Source organism: Pullulanibacillus pueri (assembly GCF_014639255.1).
GTDB classification, from domain to species: Bacteria; Bacillota; Bacilli; order Bacillales; family Sporolactobacillaceae; genus Pullulanibacillus; species Pullulanibacillus pueri.
This window is the reverse complement of record NZ_BMFV01000035.1, coordinates 1-15495: the sequence shown is the minus strand read 5'-3', so window position 1 is coordinate 15495 and position 15495 is coordinate 1. Positions and strand designations below refer to the sequence as shown.

Annotated in this window: 15 protein-coding genes and 1 pseudogene; 2 read left to right on the top strand and 14 right to left on the bottom strand. The window is 34.9% G+C overall.

Features of this window, described 5'->3' with window-relative positions; all coding sequences use genetic code 11:
- Positions 1–7 precede the first annotated feature (7 nt).
- Positions 8–1687, bottom strand: coding sequence for an AI-2E family transporter (locus IEV91_RS17510; protein ID WP_188498729.1), 1680 nt, complete (start codon positions 1685–1687; stop codon positions 8–10).
- A 1083-nt stretch (positions 1688–2770) separates the two neighbouring features.
- Between IEV91_RS17510 and IEV91_RS17505 the strand changes: the two genes are divergently transcribed.
- Positions 2771–3043 carry a hypothetical protein gene (locus IEV91_RS17505; protein WP_188498728.1) on the top strand — a complete coding sequence of 91 codons (273 nt, stop codon included), beginning with the start codon at positions 2771–2773 and terminating at the stop codon, positions 3041–3043.
- A 753-nt stretch (positions 3044–3796) separates the two neighbouring features.
- Here the strand turns inward: IEV91_RS17505 and IEV91_RS17500 are convergent.
- From IEV91_RS17500 to IEV91_RS17455, 10 genes and pseudogenes are all read right to left on the bottom strand, one after another.
- Positions 3797–4870, bottom strand: coding sequence for an ADP-ribosylglycohydrolase family protein (locus tag IEV91_RS17500; RefSeq protein WP_188498727.1), 1074 nt, complete (start codon positions 4868–4870; stop codon positions 3797–3799).
- Positions 4871–4904: 34 nt separating this feature from the next.
- Positions 4905–5735: a carbohydrate ABC transporter permease gene (locus IEV91_RS17495; RefSeq protein ID WP_229745637.1), complete on the bottom strand. Its 831-nt coding sequence runs from the start codon at positions 5733–5735 to the stop codon at positions 4905–4907.
- 12 nt (positions 5736–5747) lie between these two features.
- Positions 5748–6707 (bottom strand): carbohydrate ABC transporter permease, encoded by a 960-nt coding sequence (locus IEV91_RS17490; protein WP_229745636.1) that lies wholly within the window; start codon positions 6705–6707, stop codon positions 5748–5750.
- Positions 6708–6760: 53 nt separating this feature from the next.
- Positions 6761–8083 carry an ABC transporter substrate-binding protein gene (locus IEV91_RS17485; RefSeq protein ID WP_188498726.1) on the bottom strand — a complete coding sequence of 441 codons (1323 nt, stop codon included), beginning with the start codon at positions 8081–8083 and terminating at the stop codon, positions 6761–6763.
- An 86-nt stretch (positions 8084–8169) separates the two neighbouring features.
- The gene (rpiB, locus tag IEV91_RS17480; protein ID WP_188498725.1) at positions 8170–8637 is read right to left on the bottom strand and encodes a ribose 5-phosphate isomerase B; all 468 of its coding nucleotides are present in this window, start codon (positions 8635–8637) and stop codon (positions 8170–8172) included.
- An 81-nt stretch (positions 8638–8718) separates the two neighbouring features.
- Positions 8719–9666, bottom strand: coding sequence for a ribokinase (gene rbsK / locus IEV91_RS17475; protein WP_188498724.1), 948 nt, complete (start codon positions 9664–9666; stop codon positions 8719–8721).
- 21 nt (positions 9667–9687) lie between these two features.
- Positions 9688–9906: a substrate-binding domain-containing protein gene (locus IEV91_RS17470; protein ID WP_188498723.1), complete on the bottom strand. Its 219-nt coding sequence runs from the start codon at positions 9904–9906 to the stop codon at positions 9688–9690.
- A pseudogene (locus IEV91_RS17465) lies at positions 9870–10241 on the bottom strand (extracellular solute-binding protein); the annotation flags it as partial. The pseudogene IEV91_RS17465 and the gene IEV91_RS17470, both read right to left, overlap by 37 nt.
- Before the next feature lie 19 nt (positions 10242–10260).
- Positions 10261–10542 (bottom strand): hypothetical protein, encoded by a 282-nt coding sequence (locus IEV91_RS17460; RefSeq protein WP_188498721.1) that lies wholly within the window; start codon positions 10540–10542, stop codon positions 10261–10263.
- Positions 10543–10851: 309 nt separating this feature from the next.
- Positions 10852–11082, bottom strand: coding sequence for a helix-turn-helix transcriptional regulator (locus IEV91_RS17455; protein ID WP_373284465.1), 231 nt, complete (start codon positions 11080–11082; stop codon positions 10852–10854).
- 160 nt (positions 11083–11242) lie between these two features.
- Here IEV91_RS17455 and IEV91_RS17450 point away from each other — a divergent pair, with 160 nt between their 5' ends.
- Positions 11243–11602, top strand: coding sequence for a helix-turn-helix domain-containing protein (locus IEV91_RS17450; protein WP_188498720.1), 360 nt, complete (start codon positions 11243–11245; stop codon positions 11600–11602).
- A 508-nt stretch (positions 11603–12110) separates the two neighbouring features.
- Here IEV91_RS17450 and IEV91_RS17445 read toward each other — a convergent pair.
- The 3 genes from IEV91_RS17445 to IEV91_RS17435 all read right to left on the bottom strand — a co-directional run bounded on the left by IEV91_RS17445 (position 12111) and on the right by IEV91_RS17435 (position 15441).
- The gene (locus IEV91_RS17445) at positions 12111–14504 is read right to left on the bottom strand and encodes an AAA family ATPase (RefSeq protein WP_188498719.1); all 2394 of its coding nucleotides are present in this window, start codon (positions 14502–14504) and stop codon (positions 12111–12113) included.
- A gap of 193 nt (positions 14505–14697) precedes the next feature.
- Positions 14698–14856, bottom strand: coding sequence for a hypothetical protein (locus IEV91_RS17440; RefSeq protein ID WP_188498718.1), 159 nt, complete (start codon positions 14854–14856; stop codon positions 14698–14700).
- A 414-nt stretch (positions 14857–15270) separates the two neighbouring features.
- A complete protein-coding gene (locus IEV91_RS17435) occupies positions 15271–15441 on the bottom strand; it encodes a sporulation initiation factor Spo0A C-terminal domain-containing protein (protein WP_188498717.1) in 171 nt (56 codons plus the stop codon).
- Between the last annotated feature and the right edge of the window lie 54 nt (positions 15442–15495).

The window sequence follows — 15495 nt, the reverse complement described above, 5'->3', positions numbered from 1 at the left end:
CATCACCTCAAAGTAAGTCTTCTAAATCATTTTGAATACGAGCTAAATCACTCTGATTTCCACTAATATTTTTCCTATTTTCAGAATTATTAGCGGTATCATCCTCATTATTAGCATTATCATCCTCAAATATCTTATTAAGCGATTGTCGCATTACGTCCTTCGCTAATGCATGATTCTCTGAAATTCCGCTCATGAAATTTTCTTTCAATGCTACTACACGATTTTCAGCTACAGAAAGTTGTACTTGTTGAAGATTTAAAATCCCATTTTTCTTATCGATAATTTGTTGGTCCTGTTCTTCTTTTAACTTTTTGGCAATAAACTTATTGATAAGATTTAAAACTATTGCTCCAATTAATCCAGAAACTAAACTTGATAAAAATAAGCCAATCATATTAGCAAGAGTTCCAATCAGTGGTATCTCAATTTGCATGCCAGGAACTGTTATTAAGAATTTTTCGAAAACCTCCCCTAAGAAAATCGCACTACCACCAACTAATCCAACTGTTATTATTTTCCCAACTTGTGCTACCTTCACGGTAAACGGCTTATCCTTATTCCTCTTATCTCGAAGATAATTAACTGCTTCAATAACAGAAGATATCCCTTGCTTAATTAAACTTGCCAATTTCTTAAAAAGACTTACAATAGGTCCGAAGATTTCAGATATAATTGTACCAATTAATGTTGATGCTCCGGTCTGAACAACACTTAAAATTTTGGAAAAGAAGGATTTTACCGATTCCTTCATTTCAGATAAAAATCCTTTAAACGACTTAGATTTTCCTTTTAAAAAACGGATTAGACCATTCATGATTTCTTTCAACAACGAAAAAAGTGCTGAGATGGCCATAGTCTTTAGAGCATCTTTTCCAGCTTTTTTCCCGGTTTCTTTTGCTGCATTAACTCGAATATCTTTATTAATTGCTTTTCTTGCTCCTTTATCGTTTTGCATCATAAGATTGTCATCAGCAGCAAGCTTATCGTTCAAACGTTTGTCATTTTTTTCTTTTTGCAAACGTTTTTCAACATCTGATTTGTTTGATTCATCGACTTTTTTATTCGCCTTTTCGTTTTGTTCAATAAGTGATTTTTCCCTAGTCTCCCGGGTTTTTACATACTCTTTGTTGCTCTTGGCACCTTTACTCTTATTCAATGATTCGTTTGTCGGCTTTAGATTTTCTGCTTTGTTAGCAAGGTCAGCCACATCTAAATTTGCTTGCTTTCTTCTTTGATTTTCAAATAGTTCTTTTCTAGTTACTACATGGTCTAGATTAGCTTTTTCACTAGGCTTTAAGTCTTTTCCTGTGTACTTATCCTTTAAATTTCCAGCTTGTTGTTGATCCCTCATTGCCTTATTGGCATCTTTGTATCGTTTGTCTTTCATAACCGAATCAGCAATATCCTTATACTGCTCAGGATGCTCTCTATCATATTTTTGAATTAATGTCTCATTTGTCACGTCGAGTCCAATTTGGTTCCCAAACTGTTTCCAAACTTCATCCAAGACTACTTTTCCTAAAGAATCAGGATCAGAAATGGTTGCTCTATCTTTTTCCAGTAGCTCTAAATCAGAAAAGCTTTCTTCCAACTGTTTTGATAAGAGACCTTCCACTTCCTCAAAATCAAATTCAGTTTCAATATTATCAATTGCCATATTTTGATTTGCATTCTTATAAGCCATAAGTTTAAACAATCCTTCCAAATAAGTTCAATAAGAATTTTGATAACAATACCACCGTAATTTTCTTTCTTGCGTGTTTCTGACTGATATGAGCATTTCCCAAAATGAAGGGAAAAGATATGTTAATCTCTGCTGCCCATCAAGTACTGTGTTTTTGTAATCTTCACATCAATCTTGCTTAATTCATATTCACACTATCTGCCTGTTCTCTATTACCCAAAGTAATCCCAGCCAAAAAATTACAGATGTATATATCCTTGGTTACATTAGTATCGTCAACGTTCTAGAACAGAAATGTGTCAATAGCTTAATCCAACAAAATGGAACCCCATAGTTTTTTCTATTTGCTTCATACCCCATAAAAAACAAATTGTCTTTGAGATGCAGATATTATATATTTTTCCATATTTAATGTTCTGTAAAGCCTCGTATATTGTAATACTGTTATCTATTAATTTGCTAAACCTTGTAACATATTTAAGTATCTCTTCAAATCAGCTTTTATCACTATTCTTTCTACTCACCATTACATTCTATTTCCGGCCCATACATGATGGTGAAAACCAGTTTTCCACTTTCAAAAACTGTAATGGAGCATATTTAGGAGTGTACTTGTCGCTTGCCATTTTCTTCGCTTCAGTTCTTAATACCCTCTTTTTTATTACGCAGTATAAAGTCTACTCCGCATTACATATCGTGGAGTAACATTAATTAAACAAAATAATCCAATGGCAAGCGTCTGTTATTTACTGGTACAATGTCCACTTTATGTAGTTGCTAAATTCATTTTAACACAGATACACAACAGCAAGAACCAGTGTTCCTAAATATTATTCAGCATAATTCCGGTGGTAACAGGCACCTGAATTTATTTTACACACCTTAGAGCTGAAAGCCCTTTTATATTTAATTAACTTACCTGAATGCAACGAATGATTGTTAATTAAGATTATATACAACGTTTCCTCGCTTGTAAGGTCTTTCAGAAAAAAAGCAAGCACCTCCACATATAACAAGGAAGTGCTTGCTTTTGGTTATATTATTTAGTTGATATTTGCTGCCGACTGGTTCGGTGGACCCCATATGGCATTAAAGTGGGACAAGGTGCCTGTCCCTCTGTCTCTCCATGAAGCAGCGTTTTTTAAGGCCGAAAGGCACCGCACCAAAAAAGTTGTCGAAAAACCTCTTTTTACCGTCTATAGACGGTGGAAATTTCTCTTTTTACGTTGGATAGTGTCGTTAAAAAGGGTGTGGAAATTGAATATTGTGATAGATCTAGAGAAGCAGCATCAACTTTTCACCTCAGGACACCAATATTTCCTCTTACTTCAAAATAAATTCGATCAGTTAAATTAATTAATAACTCAATTCGATCAGCCTCAAATTCCTCCTTATATTTCGATAATCCTCTAATAACCAAATAAATTAATTTACCAATTGTACTTTTTCCAGAATCATTTTCTCCAGCTACAACAGTTACTCGAGCTTCTTGAAATGCCCTTAAAAACTGTAATATAAAGATTAACAAGCTACTGAAAAGTCAACTCCAACAATGGATGCAGGTTATCTCACTATATTAAGGTTTACTTGCCTATTTCAGGGTCCGAAAGTTGAGTTAACACAATAAATATAGAATTATTTAACTAAACTTGCTCATCATTTGATGATTTTTATAGTTTTTTGTCGTTGGCAATATTCCGGATAGGCAAGCGATTCCATAGCACAGGCATGAAATATTTTTCTTAGTTCTTACACAAAGAAACCATTAGAAGGCGTGTCAGTAAGTTTCGTAGCATGATATAAAGTTATTAAACTCATGTGTTTGTATCGACCTTATATCCGTGACAGCACAATATCACATTGAAAGGAGCCACGAATCATATACATTGTTGTCCGACACAGCGTTTGCCAATGTTACATACACATGAAAATGTTCAACTATTTCTATGATATAGAATACCCCGAGCGAACTTAATCCAACGAATAAGTTCACTCGGGGTGGCAGTCAACTCCCAGCTTTAGTTACCAAAGTAACTAATAGTGGAAAATTGTATGTGACCGAAAAAGTGAATCATCCCTCCACTTTGAATAGCGGATGCCCATTACTTATTAGGCCTTTTGCTCAACTAACATTTTTTCCGCAAATTCTTTCATGTTCGTAAGTCTGGATTGATATGCATTGAATAAACCATCTGAATGTTCTCGTAGAGTTCTTTGGGAATTTGTATATTTGTTTAAGCTTGTAGCATAGTCCGTTTGCTTGATCCATTCTTCTGGAATAGATGAAGCACCTGTAAGAGAACCCGATATTCCGGATGCCACAGCTGTAATGCAATCAACATCTCTTCCCATATTAACAGCCGATACCATTGCATCTTTTAAATTGCCGTCAACCATTTTAAAAATACAAATACCTTTTGTCACTACTTCATTTGCCCATGCGAACGCATAGTCCATTCCTCGACCTGAATAGACACTATCAAATGCTTCTCTTAACTCCCTAAAATCCTTACAATGAGCGGTATGTTTTAGTTCTCTGTCAATTTCCTTTACAACGCGGTCTTGATCACATAGATCATAAATATCTCCAATTACGCTGTCAACTGTCGCCCCAGGCTTAGTAGCAGAAGCTATTGATACCGCTGTCACAGATGCCCATTTTAATCCTCTACTATTACTTGATTGATACAGTTGTCCAACTTCCAATACATCTGCTAGAGCACCACTAGGGTCTCCAGCATTTATTAAACCAATAGGATGACAAGCACGAGCCATACTATTTAGGCCAGCGTAATCACAGTATTTACCTAAATCCACAGCTGGGATTCCACTTTTCGCCATAGCAAGTAGGGTTGCTTCAAATGGTTCAGACACCATTCCTGCTGACTCTGGTTTAATGTCTCTAATCCAGATGCTTTTAACATCTTCAGCATTAACACGATCTTGCTTTTCGATCATTGCCGTAATCATAAGTTTTTGTCTTTCCACACCATCTTCGGTTGTTCCAGGTTCTCTGACCCATCCATTGTTGTAGTGTTCATATTTTAATAATTCCTGCAAAGTCCCATAGCGTTCTTCTATTTTTTGATAATCCCAGCCCTCAACAGCAGCCCCCATTGCAGATCCAATATGAACACCAGCAATACACCCAAAGAACTTTTCTCTTAAACTTTCATTACTCATTACTAACACTCTCCTTTATTATATTGGTATATATTCAACCCTTGACACCGCCAAAGGTGATGCCCTTAACAAATCTCTTTTGAACGAAGAAATATAAGAGAATTACTGGAAGTGCTATTAAAACGGATGCTGCCATTAGTGGCCCCCAGGCAGTATCTTGAGCCTGCCTAAATTGTTGTAATCCCAATTGCAAAGTGTATGAAGTTTCATCATTTAGATAAATTAATGGTCCTAAGAAATCATTCCAAGACATCATGAATTGAAACAACCCAATTGTTAAAAGGGCGGGCTGACATAAAGGAAGCATAATTTTAAAGTATATTCCAAATTCATTACAACCATCTATTCTTGCGGCATCTTCCAAATCCTTTGGCAATTGCTTGAAAAACTGGCGCATTAAGAAGATGAAAAACGGTACTCCAAAGAAAGTTGGTATAATGAGTGGCAAAAATGTGCCCACCAAATTTACCTTTGACCAGATAATAAAAAGGGGGACCATTGTCACCGGAAAGGGAACCATCATAACAGCTAAAGTGATTATGAAAAGTATATCTCTCCACTTCCATTTCAGCCTAGCAAAACTATACCCAGCAAGAGGACAAGAGATGATCACCCCTATTGTAGAAAGACCTGATATTATAATCGAATTTTTGAATTGAGTAAAAAACTCAATTTCAGTAACTGCATGAACATAGTTCCCCCAATTCAATGGGTGGGGTATCCATACGGGTGGATGAACAAATAATTGTGTAAGCGGCTTTAGGGATGTTGATATCATCCAAAAAAAGGGGAGAACAAAACCTATACCAAAAACAATTAGCACAACATATATAAGTATCTTTCTGAAAGTAGAGTAGTTTTTCAAGTAATCCACACCTCATTCGTCGCCCTGGTAAAATACCCATCTACCAGAGGTTTTAAATAAGATTAATGTTACTACCATGACAACAATAAATAAGATCCAAGCCATTGCGGCAGCATAACCCATTTTCATATACATAAAAGCATTATTATACAAATACATACTGTAAAATAGAAGTGATTCAGCCGGGTTTCCTGTACCATATGTCAAGGCATACGGTAAAGTGAATTCTTGTAAAGCATTTATTACTCCCATTATCATGTTAAAAAAGATAACTGGTGTTAACAGAGGTAATGTTATATTCCAAGCCTTTTGAAACCAGTTTGCACCATCAATTTCTGACGCCTCATAGTATTCTTGAGAGATATCCTGTAAACCCGCTAAGTAGATTAAGACAGCATTTCCTAATACCCAAAGTGTCATAATTACTAAAGATGGTTTTGACCACACAGGACTACCCAGCCAAGCAGGACCATCTATGCCTATTTTTCCTAACAAGGAATTAACAAGCCCGAATTGAGGATTTAAAAGCCATTGCCATAAGATTGTTGTTGCAATTAAAGGCAATAAAGACGGAAGAAAAAAAACTGTTCTAAATACGCCTTGAGCTATTAAAGGTATGTTCAACAAAATTGCCAGACTGACACCTACCAATATACTCAGTGGGACTTGCATTAAAGCAAACAATAGTGTATTACTAATACCTTTCCAAAACAGATCATCTTTGAATAAAGCAATATAATTATCAAGGCCAATCCATTGAGTTTCACTAATAATATTATAGTTTGTAAAACTATAATAGATTGAACTAAGTAACGGATATGCAAAAAAGGCAAGAAGACCAAATATCCAAGGAAGTGCAAATAGATACCCCGCCCTCGCCCTTCTGCTTTCTGTACTTAAATATTTCTTTTTAGACGTGCCTTTTTTTATATTTACTTTTTCTTTCGATGAAAGGTTTGTATGACTCGACACCCAACACAACCCCTTTTTATGGAGGAGAAGGGAAAAAATCACCTTCTCCTTCTTTAATTAGCTTTTGCTTTCTTACTTTTAATCTCCTTATTAATCTTTTCATTTATATCATCCAATATGCCCTGTGGTGTTCCCTTCCCATTCATTACAAGATCCGGCGCTTTCGCCAATTCATCCCACATCATATTTCCAGCCAGCACAACGGGACGGTGTTTACCATTTGGTAGTACCTCTAAAAACTTTTTTTGCTGAGGATCATCTCCGTAAAGTTTCTCATTAACATCGGGCATTGCAGCAAATTCTCCTGTTATTTTCTTAAAGCTTTGACCTTCTTCATTTGCGCACATCCACTTAACAAACTCCCATGAAGCATCTAAGTGTTTAACCCCTTTTGGTATTAAAAGGACACGCCCCCCTACAAACGTCGTAAAATCATCCCCTGTTGGAGTGGGAATATAACTGACACCATAATCGAGATCCGGTGCATATTCCTCAATTTGTGACAGCATCCAGTTGCCACTTATCATCATAGACAACTGACCAGTCATAAAAGGATTTGTGGCATTTGAACCGGCTGAACTGACAAAACTCGTAACGTCTTGAATGCCATACTTTTTCGCAAAATTCGTTTCCCATTTTAAAGCGTTAACAATTTTAGGATCATTGGCGGTTACAGTTCCATTTCCATCTACAAATTTACCACCAAAAGCCCACCCCCATGTATAGAGCCATCCTTCTCCAAACCATGGAATTAAACCAAATCTAGTATAATTACCGTCTTTTTTCTTAGTTAATTTCTCTGCCGCTTTTTCCAATCCATCGATAGTTGTTGGCGGGTTTTCAGGGTCTAACCCCGCTTCCCTGAAATGGTCTTTGTTGTAAAATAGAGCTCTTGATGTTCCATCATATGGCAATGCAAGCAATTCATCCTCATATGTTGCTTCTCCCCACGCCCATGGATAAAACATGTCTTTAGTAATATTATCTTCCTTTGCAAGATCTGTAACGGGTGTAATAGCATCCTTGTATTCCGCGATTCCATATCTACTAGCCAACATGACATCCGGAGGATTTCCACCTGCGACAGCAGTAAGTAATTTTGAACTTACTGAGTCTCCTCCATCGGGAGCCACATATACTGGTTTAACTTCTATATTTGGGTGAGTTTCGTTAAACTTTTCAACAGACTTTTTTATTGATTCGCCAGATGGGCCCGTCTCCCAGTTATGCCAAAATACTATTTCAGTTTTTTCCTTTTTATTTGTTGAGCCTCCATCTTTCGATGAAGATTGATTAGAACAACCTGTTGACCCTAAAATTAACATTATACAAACCAGCATTACGCTTAAAAACTTTACTTTTTTATTATTAAACATTTCTTCCACTCCTAATGTAAATTTGCATTGTGAAAGCCTTTGTTACAAAATAAGTAATAAGTCTTTTCTATGGCTGGTAATTACAACTATTTTTCTTTTAATTCTTTTTCAGCTTCTAATTCCATTAAATTTAATTTTTCAACTCTGCGTCTAAATTCTGGTTCTGTACTAAACTCTGCATTCAAAAATGCATCAATTAAATCGTAGGCTAACCATTCGCCAATAATTTTTGCTCCTAAACACATGACATTTACATTATCATGTTCAACACATTGGTGAGCTGAATGAATATCATGGCAAAGAGCAGCACGAATTTCAGGGATTTTATTGGCTGCTATACTTGCTCCAACTCCTGTTCCACACACCATGATCCCCCGTTCTGATTCTCCGTGTTTAATAGAACTACAAACTTTTTTTGCTATATCTGGAAAATCCACCGGTTCAGGAGTATAGCTTCCATGGTCAATTACCTGATGTCCTTTTGAGTGTAAGTGTTCCATCAACTTACTTTTAAGAGGAAAGCCAGCATGGTCACAACCCAATGTAATAATCATAAAATTTCTCCTCCTTTTTATCGATAACACGAAAGCTCTTTCATCAAATAGCAGCACCTCCTTAAAGAGATTATTTAATTCTTAAATAGGTTCACCATCTTGTAATATAGGAACTTCCACGCCCTGTTCTTTCAAAAATTGATTAATATCCTGTAATGTCGGCATCCCAGGCTGTGCTCCATTTTTCTGCACAGTCAGTGCTCCTACAACATTGGCAAACTCGCATGCCTTTTCCAGAGAATAACCCGACCCTATGGCTACAGCAAAAGCTCCATTGAAGGCATCGCCAGCTCCTGTCGTATCAACGACGTCCACATCAAACCCAGGGACATGGACTAAATCATAATCATTTAAATAATAAACACCATCCCCTCCTTTCGTAACAATGCACGAAGTTCCTATTTCTCTAATTAAATTTTCCATTGATTCATCAGACTTTGTACCTCTTTCCAATATTTTTGATAACTCAAATTCGTTTGGTGTTATGTAACTGACTTTGCTCAATAATGATTCGGGTAAGAATGTAGCAGGAGCAGGATTTAATATAACTTTGACACCATATTGATCAGCTAGGTGAATAGCTGTCTCAACCGTTTCAAAGGGAATCTCAAGTTGTAAAAGAATAACATCACTCGTTGCTATGCATTCCTTTTTAGCTAGAATCTTATCAGGGGTTAGTTGTTTATTTGCCCCAGGAATAACAATGATACGATTGTCGCCACGAAAAACAGTAATATTGGCAACACCGGTTGAGATTTGTGTAACCGGTTCCGCATTTTCAAAAAAAACACCTTCATCAATAAAACGGTCTATAATTTCCTTCCGAAACACATCGTTACCAACGCATCCAATCATTCTTACCTGTGCGCCAAGCCTTGCAGCAGCAATAGCTTGATTCGCCCCCTTGCCGCCTGGCTTTGTTGAAAAGGAGTCCCCAAAAACAGTGACCCCTTCATCGGGAATGATTGATGTATTCGTAATAAAATCCATATTTATACTTCCAATAACAGTGATTTTCGGATGATTCATAGATTGGATTTCCTTTCTCATTTACCTTGTTGTTTGTCTTTTAGTTAGCTTTATTGGCATTTCATAGAATGCCTTATCTAAAGATTTGTTTTCTATTCGTTTAATTAGCATACGTGCAGCCAAAAGCCCTATATCATAAATCGGCTGGGACATTGTCGTCAATTCTGGATGGATTATTTCTCCAAGGGTTATACCGTCAAAGTCTACAATGCCAATATCTTCAGGAATACTTTTCCCCATTTGCTGGATTCCCATCCCCATGTATACAACCAGCCCTGGCCTAACCATGGTGCAAACCCAAGTTGCTTGAAGCGACTTCCGTCTTTTTTAGTCAGCTTGTCCGGATATTCTTCTAGTTGATCCATCGTCGTTGGTGGCTTATTCAGGTCAAGCCCAGCTTCCTTAAATTCGTCCTTATTGTAAAACAGCAATCGATCACCTGCTGAAATAGGGATCGCATATAGCTTCCCATTATAACTAGATTCATCCCATGCAAATGGATAATATTGATCTTTTGTTACGCTATCTTTTTCAGCATAATCACTTAGATCCGTCAACGAACCTTGATTCGCCCATGAGGCAACTTTAAACCGATCAAAAAAGCAATATCAGGCGAGTTACCACCTGCAGGAGCTGTAGCAGCTTATCATCATTTGTTTCATCAGTGGCCACATAAGTTCCCTTGACTTGAATGTTTTCATGATTTATGACATTCTTGATCCCATCTTCATCTTTACCCGTTGCACTGTACCAAAAGGTTACAGTTATAGCACCAGATTTCCCCTTAGAACTGCCAGAGCTCGAAATTGAACATCCAACCAAGACAGTCATCAACACTAATATAATTGTTGCTAAAAGCCCTATAGATTTTCTCAAACTCCCCCCATAAATATTAATATGAACAAACTATGTTCTAAGAAAAAACCACCCCCTTTAAGTTTCTATATAAATGTTTGTTTTTAATTGCAAAGCTATTTATAAGCACTTAATTCATTTAATATTAGATTTAATAGAGAAAGTGTTTGAAATTCATAGATGAGGATTTTATGAATACGAAGTTTTAAAACTATTTCATGAGGACTTTCTTGTTGGGAAGACTGACATTTACTTTACAAACCACTTCTAATCAAAATACTTAAATAACCATTCACCCTCACCGCCCTTTAAATTCATTAGTTATCCCTATCATTCAAACGGTCTTTTTTGTTTTCGTGATGTTTTGTCACGGTTTTCTACAAAAAAAAGAGTCCAATCGAAGTTTAAGACTTTAGCAATCCTTTGTGCGACTTTTACACTCGGCATCGTCCCATTCTCAATCTTTGTGTAGTACGATCTCTCTATTCCTGAGAGTCTCGCAACTTGTGCTTGTGTGTACTCTTTGTTGTTTCGCTGCATCACTAACCAATGATTTTTCAAGGAATGACACTCCTTGCCTTTAACTTCAATCTTTTATAGTGATATATTATCACACTATAAAATTAAGTCAATATATTTTGTGATTTATTATATCATTATGTGATTTTTATTCACATCTATTTTAAAATGGGGACAAATAATATTAAAGGAGAAAACAGTCATGACTGTTGGAGAAAGACTTAAACACTTGAGAAACAAAGTTGGCTTATCTCAGGAAGCACTCTCTGATCAATTAGGCATCAAAAGAGCAACTTATGCAAAATACGAGACTGATGTTAATCAAGCCGATTATGATATGCTTCAAACATTCGCACAATTTTTTGATGTCTCTATCGATTATATTTTAAGTGGTCATACCTACCTACAAGATAAAAATGTTGATCAAAGACTTCTGGAGATTATCACTGATCCTGAAATACAAACAGCCTTTAATGAAATCCCCGGATCGCCTGAAGAGGTAAAAAAAGAGATCTTAGACATATTACGCTACATAAAGTTTAAAAAACAGAATGAAGATTGAAATCTAGCATGAGGCATTATCAAGTGAGGTAAATAGCGCATATGGCTATTATGAACGGGGAAGAAATGGACCCTCTTTAGAACCTTAAAGCAAATGACTTCCATATTTAATGTTTCAGTTGATACCCTATTGCTAAACACCATTGCATCCAGCTAGTGAGAGGGAATAGGCAATTTGCCATGCTTTTCACCACCAGTTGCCACGGAATTTACCGCTTATTGTCAAAGCATTTACCACTGGAAAATTTAGAGATAGTAAATTTAAAAGCCTAATCCTCATATTTTTACCGAGAACTAGGCTTATAGCTTTCTGTAATCGCGCAAGATTGTGGACTATAATCTTCTATTTCATAATAGAGTTGTACTGTGCAGCAGAAAATCCAGATAGTATAACAGTCCTAGTTCAACTAATACCCTATAGAGGTTTCTATAGTGTTTTCAAAGTAAAGTGCCTGTTTTTTTAAAACAAGATTGCTCTAATGATATTTTTTTATAGATTTTGAAGTAACCTAAACTCCAATCTCTTCTTTCGGTTTTACTCCAATACTATCTAGTAATGAATTAAATTGTTCTGGGTCAATTTCTTCAAGTCGTTTGATAATAATTTCAACACACATTTCCATCTCATCTACATCAACAGGTTTCCAACCTCTGTCAAGGTAGACCAAATGAGAATATTCATTTATTACTCTATTTAATAGAGGGGGTACATTGCCATTAAACATTTGCGGTAAATTTTCTAGTGGAGTTGAAGTATTTGGGTATTTATAAAACAAATAACATTCAAGAAATTTTCTTATATTGTTAGGTATATTATAAAATTGATTATATGTGTTCTTTAAAAGTTGCTTTCTGTCACCCTTTACCTCTTTATAAAGGTTATAAATTTCATTAAACAAGTAGTTAAATTCAGTTACATATTCTTTTAAATGGACTGGCATTTTACCTAAAAAACTTTTACTATCATTTTGTCTCAGTCTTCTTTCAATAAGAAAATGGTTTATACTTCCATCTCCATTTGGTTTTGTTAATCTTTTAAGGTATTTAAGAAAATCTAAATTATGTGTAGAAATAAACATTTGTAAATATTTTTTTCTTTTTGCTATGATACTTTCTATTAAACTAAACATATAAAAAATATGATTTCCATCTAAACTTGAAATGGGATCATCTATATATACTATTAGTTTTTCCTTACTACGGTCTGCATTTATTTCATCTTCTATTTGTGCCATAAAATAGCAAAATGATATTAGACTGCATTCTCCCTCACTTAAATTTTTAGCTTCTTCTGAATCCCTAATTATTTTAAATTTAACATTAGGTGATTCTCCTTCGGAAACCAATTTAAGTTCCTCATGTCCAAAGAAATTAGTTAAATGAGTATTAACTAATTCTGCCCCTCTACTTTCATCTTGAATTTGAATTTCTAAATCTCTTTTTTCGCTTAGTACCTGTTCTATTTCTTCTCTCTTCTCAACACTTAATGATTTGACTTGCTGGAATTCTCCTTCTAATCTATTGATGCTATTAATTTCTTCATCATATTGTATCGTATTATAAAAATCAGCAACATTATCCATTAATAGTTCTTTTCTTGCTTTCTCTTGGTCGCTATTAAGATTTTGTGTTTTATCATTATTATTCTTAATAAGCTTATTAAGACTTTCAATCTTTGTATTTAATGCTGTATTAAAATCTAATGAAACCTTTATAAGTTCTTTTTCATTAAATATGTCTTTTTCTCTCTCTTTTAGTTCAGATATTTGTTTGTTTAAATTCTCTTCAAATTCTTTTACACCCATTTCCCATTCTCTAACCAGTTTATCAAGTGAATCATGGAGTTGAACATAAAAGTTATTCTTATTAAGAGTTATATAATTCGTTATTTCTAACCTTAAATTTTCTATTGTTTTTAAATGGATGGTTATTTGATTTCTTAGACTATCGGATTCCTCATCAAAATGTGCCCCTAACTTTTCCCATAAATCCTGATTTAATATACTGCCACAAAATCCACAAGTATCTCTTTTACCTTTATGATGCTTCATCCCTTCTCTAACCCATTCTTGTAGCAAATTATCATTAATTAATTCTGTAATTGGTTTACTAGGTTTTATTTTTTTAGTAAGTAATGCATTAGTTTTTTCTATGTATTCTGCGAAATTCTTTTTTATTTTCGATATTTTAGGTATAGTGGTTTTGGCTTCTTCTCTTAATAACCTTTCATTTAAAGTTTTACTATCCTTATCAAGGATAAATGAAGAAATCCCGTTCTTACGTATTAAATCTAAGTCCCTTTTAATTGATGTAATGTTATAAGTAGGTTTGTTATAAATATCTCCAGTATTCTTAATATCTTGGGCTTTCCCCTTTAACTTCTTATCTAATTTATTTTGAGTTTCCTTTGCCTTATTTAGTTTTGATTCAAAATCCTCATTTATTTTATGTAACTCAAAATACAACCCTTTACTATCTCCCACACTTCCTAACTTCTCTTTAAGTTTTAATAATTGTTTTTCAATCTCAACATTTTGTTCTCCTAAAATTGTAAAGGGCTGAATGGTTCCATCATCGTTAAAAAACCAACTAAGATTTGTTTTTACAAAATCTGTATTATATACCCTCATTGTGATATTTTCTTTAATATGTTCTAGATCATCATGTGTAATTTCCGTACCATCATTAAGATGAAAACTAAATTCTGAATCAAGATAATCATCATGGATTTCTCCATACTCAACACATTGAAAAATACGAGATAAGGTTGTTTTCCCGGAATAATTTCTTCCATAAATTATATTTAGGTCTTTAAAAATAGAATTGTCATCATTACCTACATTTCTTTTCCATTCATAATCTTTAAAAGAACCAAAGTTCTTTATGTCAATCTTCTCTATCAAATGTAAACTCCTCCTTTTTAGATTTAGTTCATTCGTTCAACCGTGAATATACGATCACTTAAAAACATAATCGTCTCCGTAATTTTTCAACAGTATATTTTACTGAACAATAGTATTTAAATAATAAAAACTACACGGTATAATGTAGAGATAAGATTAAATTTCAACCCAGCATTTCTTAAAGCTTTTTCAATCATTTTTGCTTCATTTTGCTTCCCCATTTTACGAAGTTCAATAGCAAATAGTGGCCATAGTGGATGTATTGCCCTATAAGGATTCGAATCTGGACCTTATATACTCCACCACCCGGACCTGTATACATATTTCGAATCCACGATACTGATTCAGTCATTTTTTGCCTCCTTAAACAGATTATAAATACATAATTCGACATAGTTATTACCAATTCCTTTTTATTCCCATCTATTCTAATTTTGGAAAACTTACAAGACCACATTGCCTTGATTTCCTTAAATTACGATCCTTCCAAAACGAAATTATTTATTGCGCAGTATAAAGTCTACTACGCCATACATATCGTGGGAGTAACAAATACAAAATTCATTGACCGTAATCATTTTGACACACCTTTTATTTACTAACAAGGACACGAAAAAGCATTCACCAGTCCTAATCATTTTTATTGTAGTGCCTGCACTCCCAACATTGTTCGACAAATCCCAGTGGTGACAGGTACCTGAATTTATAGACACTTATAATACCTCTAATAGATAGTGGGACATGGTTCCTGACCCCATGTCCCACTTTATCTTTCTTTTAAGTTTCTTCTTATATAATCAGCAATGAGGTGCAGGTATTCGCTATTTGTTGGCTTTGCGTTTCCTTGTATGACTGCAGAGCCAAGGATAGGTGCCATTGCCTCTTTATCTCCTCGGTTCCAGGCAAGTTCAATAGCATGGCGAATTGTAAGCGTCAAATAAATTACACGTAGGAAATTATAGATCACTCATGCGATAATCTTCTTAGAAAT

Excerpts from the sequence above, each read along its gene's own strand:
- IEV91_RS17510 (WP_188498729.1), bottom strand. The coding sequence starts at position 1,687 with ATGGCTTATAAGAATGCAAATCAAAATATGGCAATTGATAATATTGAA.
- IEV91_RS17505 (WP_188498728.1), top strand. The coding sequence starts at position 2,771 with ATGGCATTAAAGTGGGACAAGGTGCCTGTCCCTCTGTCTCTCCATGAA.
- IEV91_RS17500 (WP_188498727.1), bottom strand. The coding sequence starts at position 4,870 with ATGAGTAATGAAAGTTTAAGAGAAAAGTTCTTTGGGTGTATTGCTGGT.
- IEV91_RS17485 (WP_188498726.1), bottom strand. The coding sequence starts at position 8,083 with ATGTTTAATAATAAAAAAGTAAAGTTTTTAAGCGTAATGCTGGTTTGT.
- rpiB (WP_188498725.1), bottom strand. The coding sequence starts at position 8,637 with ATGATTATTACATTGGGTTGTGACCATGCTGGCTTTCCTCTTAAAAGT.
- rbsK (WP_188498724.1), bottom strand. The coding sequence starts at position 9,666 with ATGAATCATCCGAAAATCACTGTTATTGGAAGTATAAATATGGATTTT.
- IEV91_RS17470 (WP_188498723.1), bottom strand. The coding sequence starts at position 9,906 with ATGGGGAAAAGTATTCCTGAAGATATTGGCATTGTAGACTTTGACGGT.
- IEV91_RS17450 (WP_188498720.1), top strand. The coding sequence starts at position 11,243 with ATGACTGTTGGAGAAAGACTTAAACACTTGAGAAACAAAGTTGGCTTA.
- IEV91_RS17440 (WP_188498718.1), bottom strand. The coding sequence starts at position 14,856 with ATGACTGAATCAGTATCGTGGATTCGAAATATGTATACAGGTCCGGGT.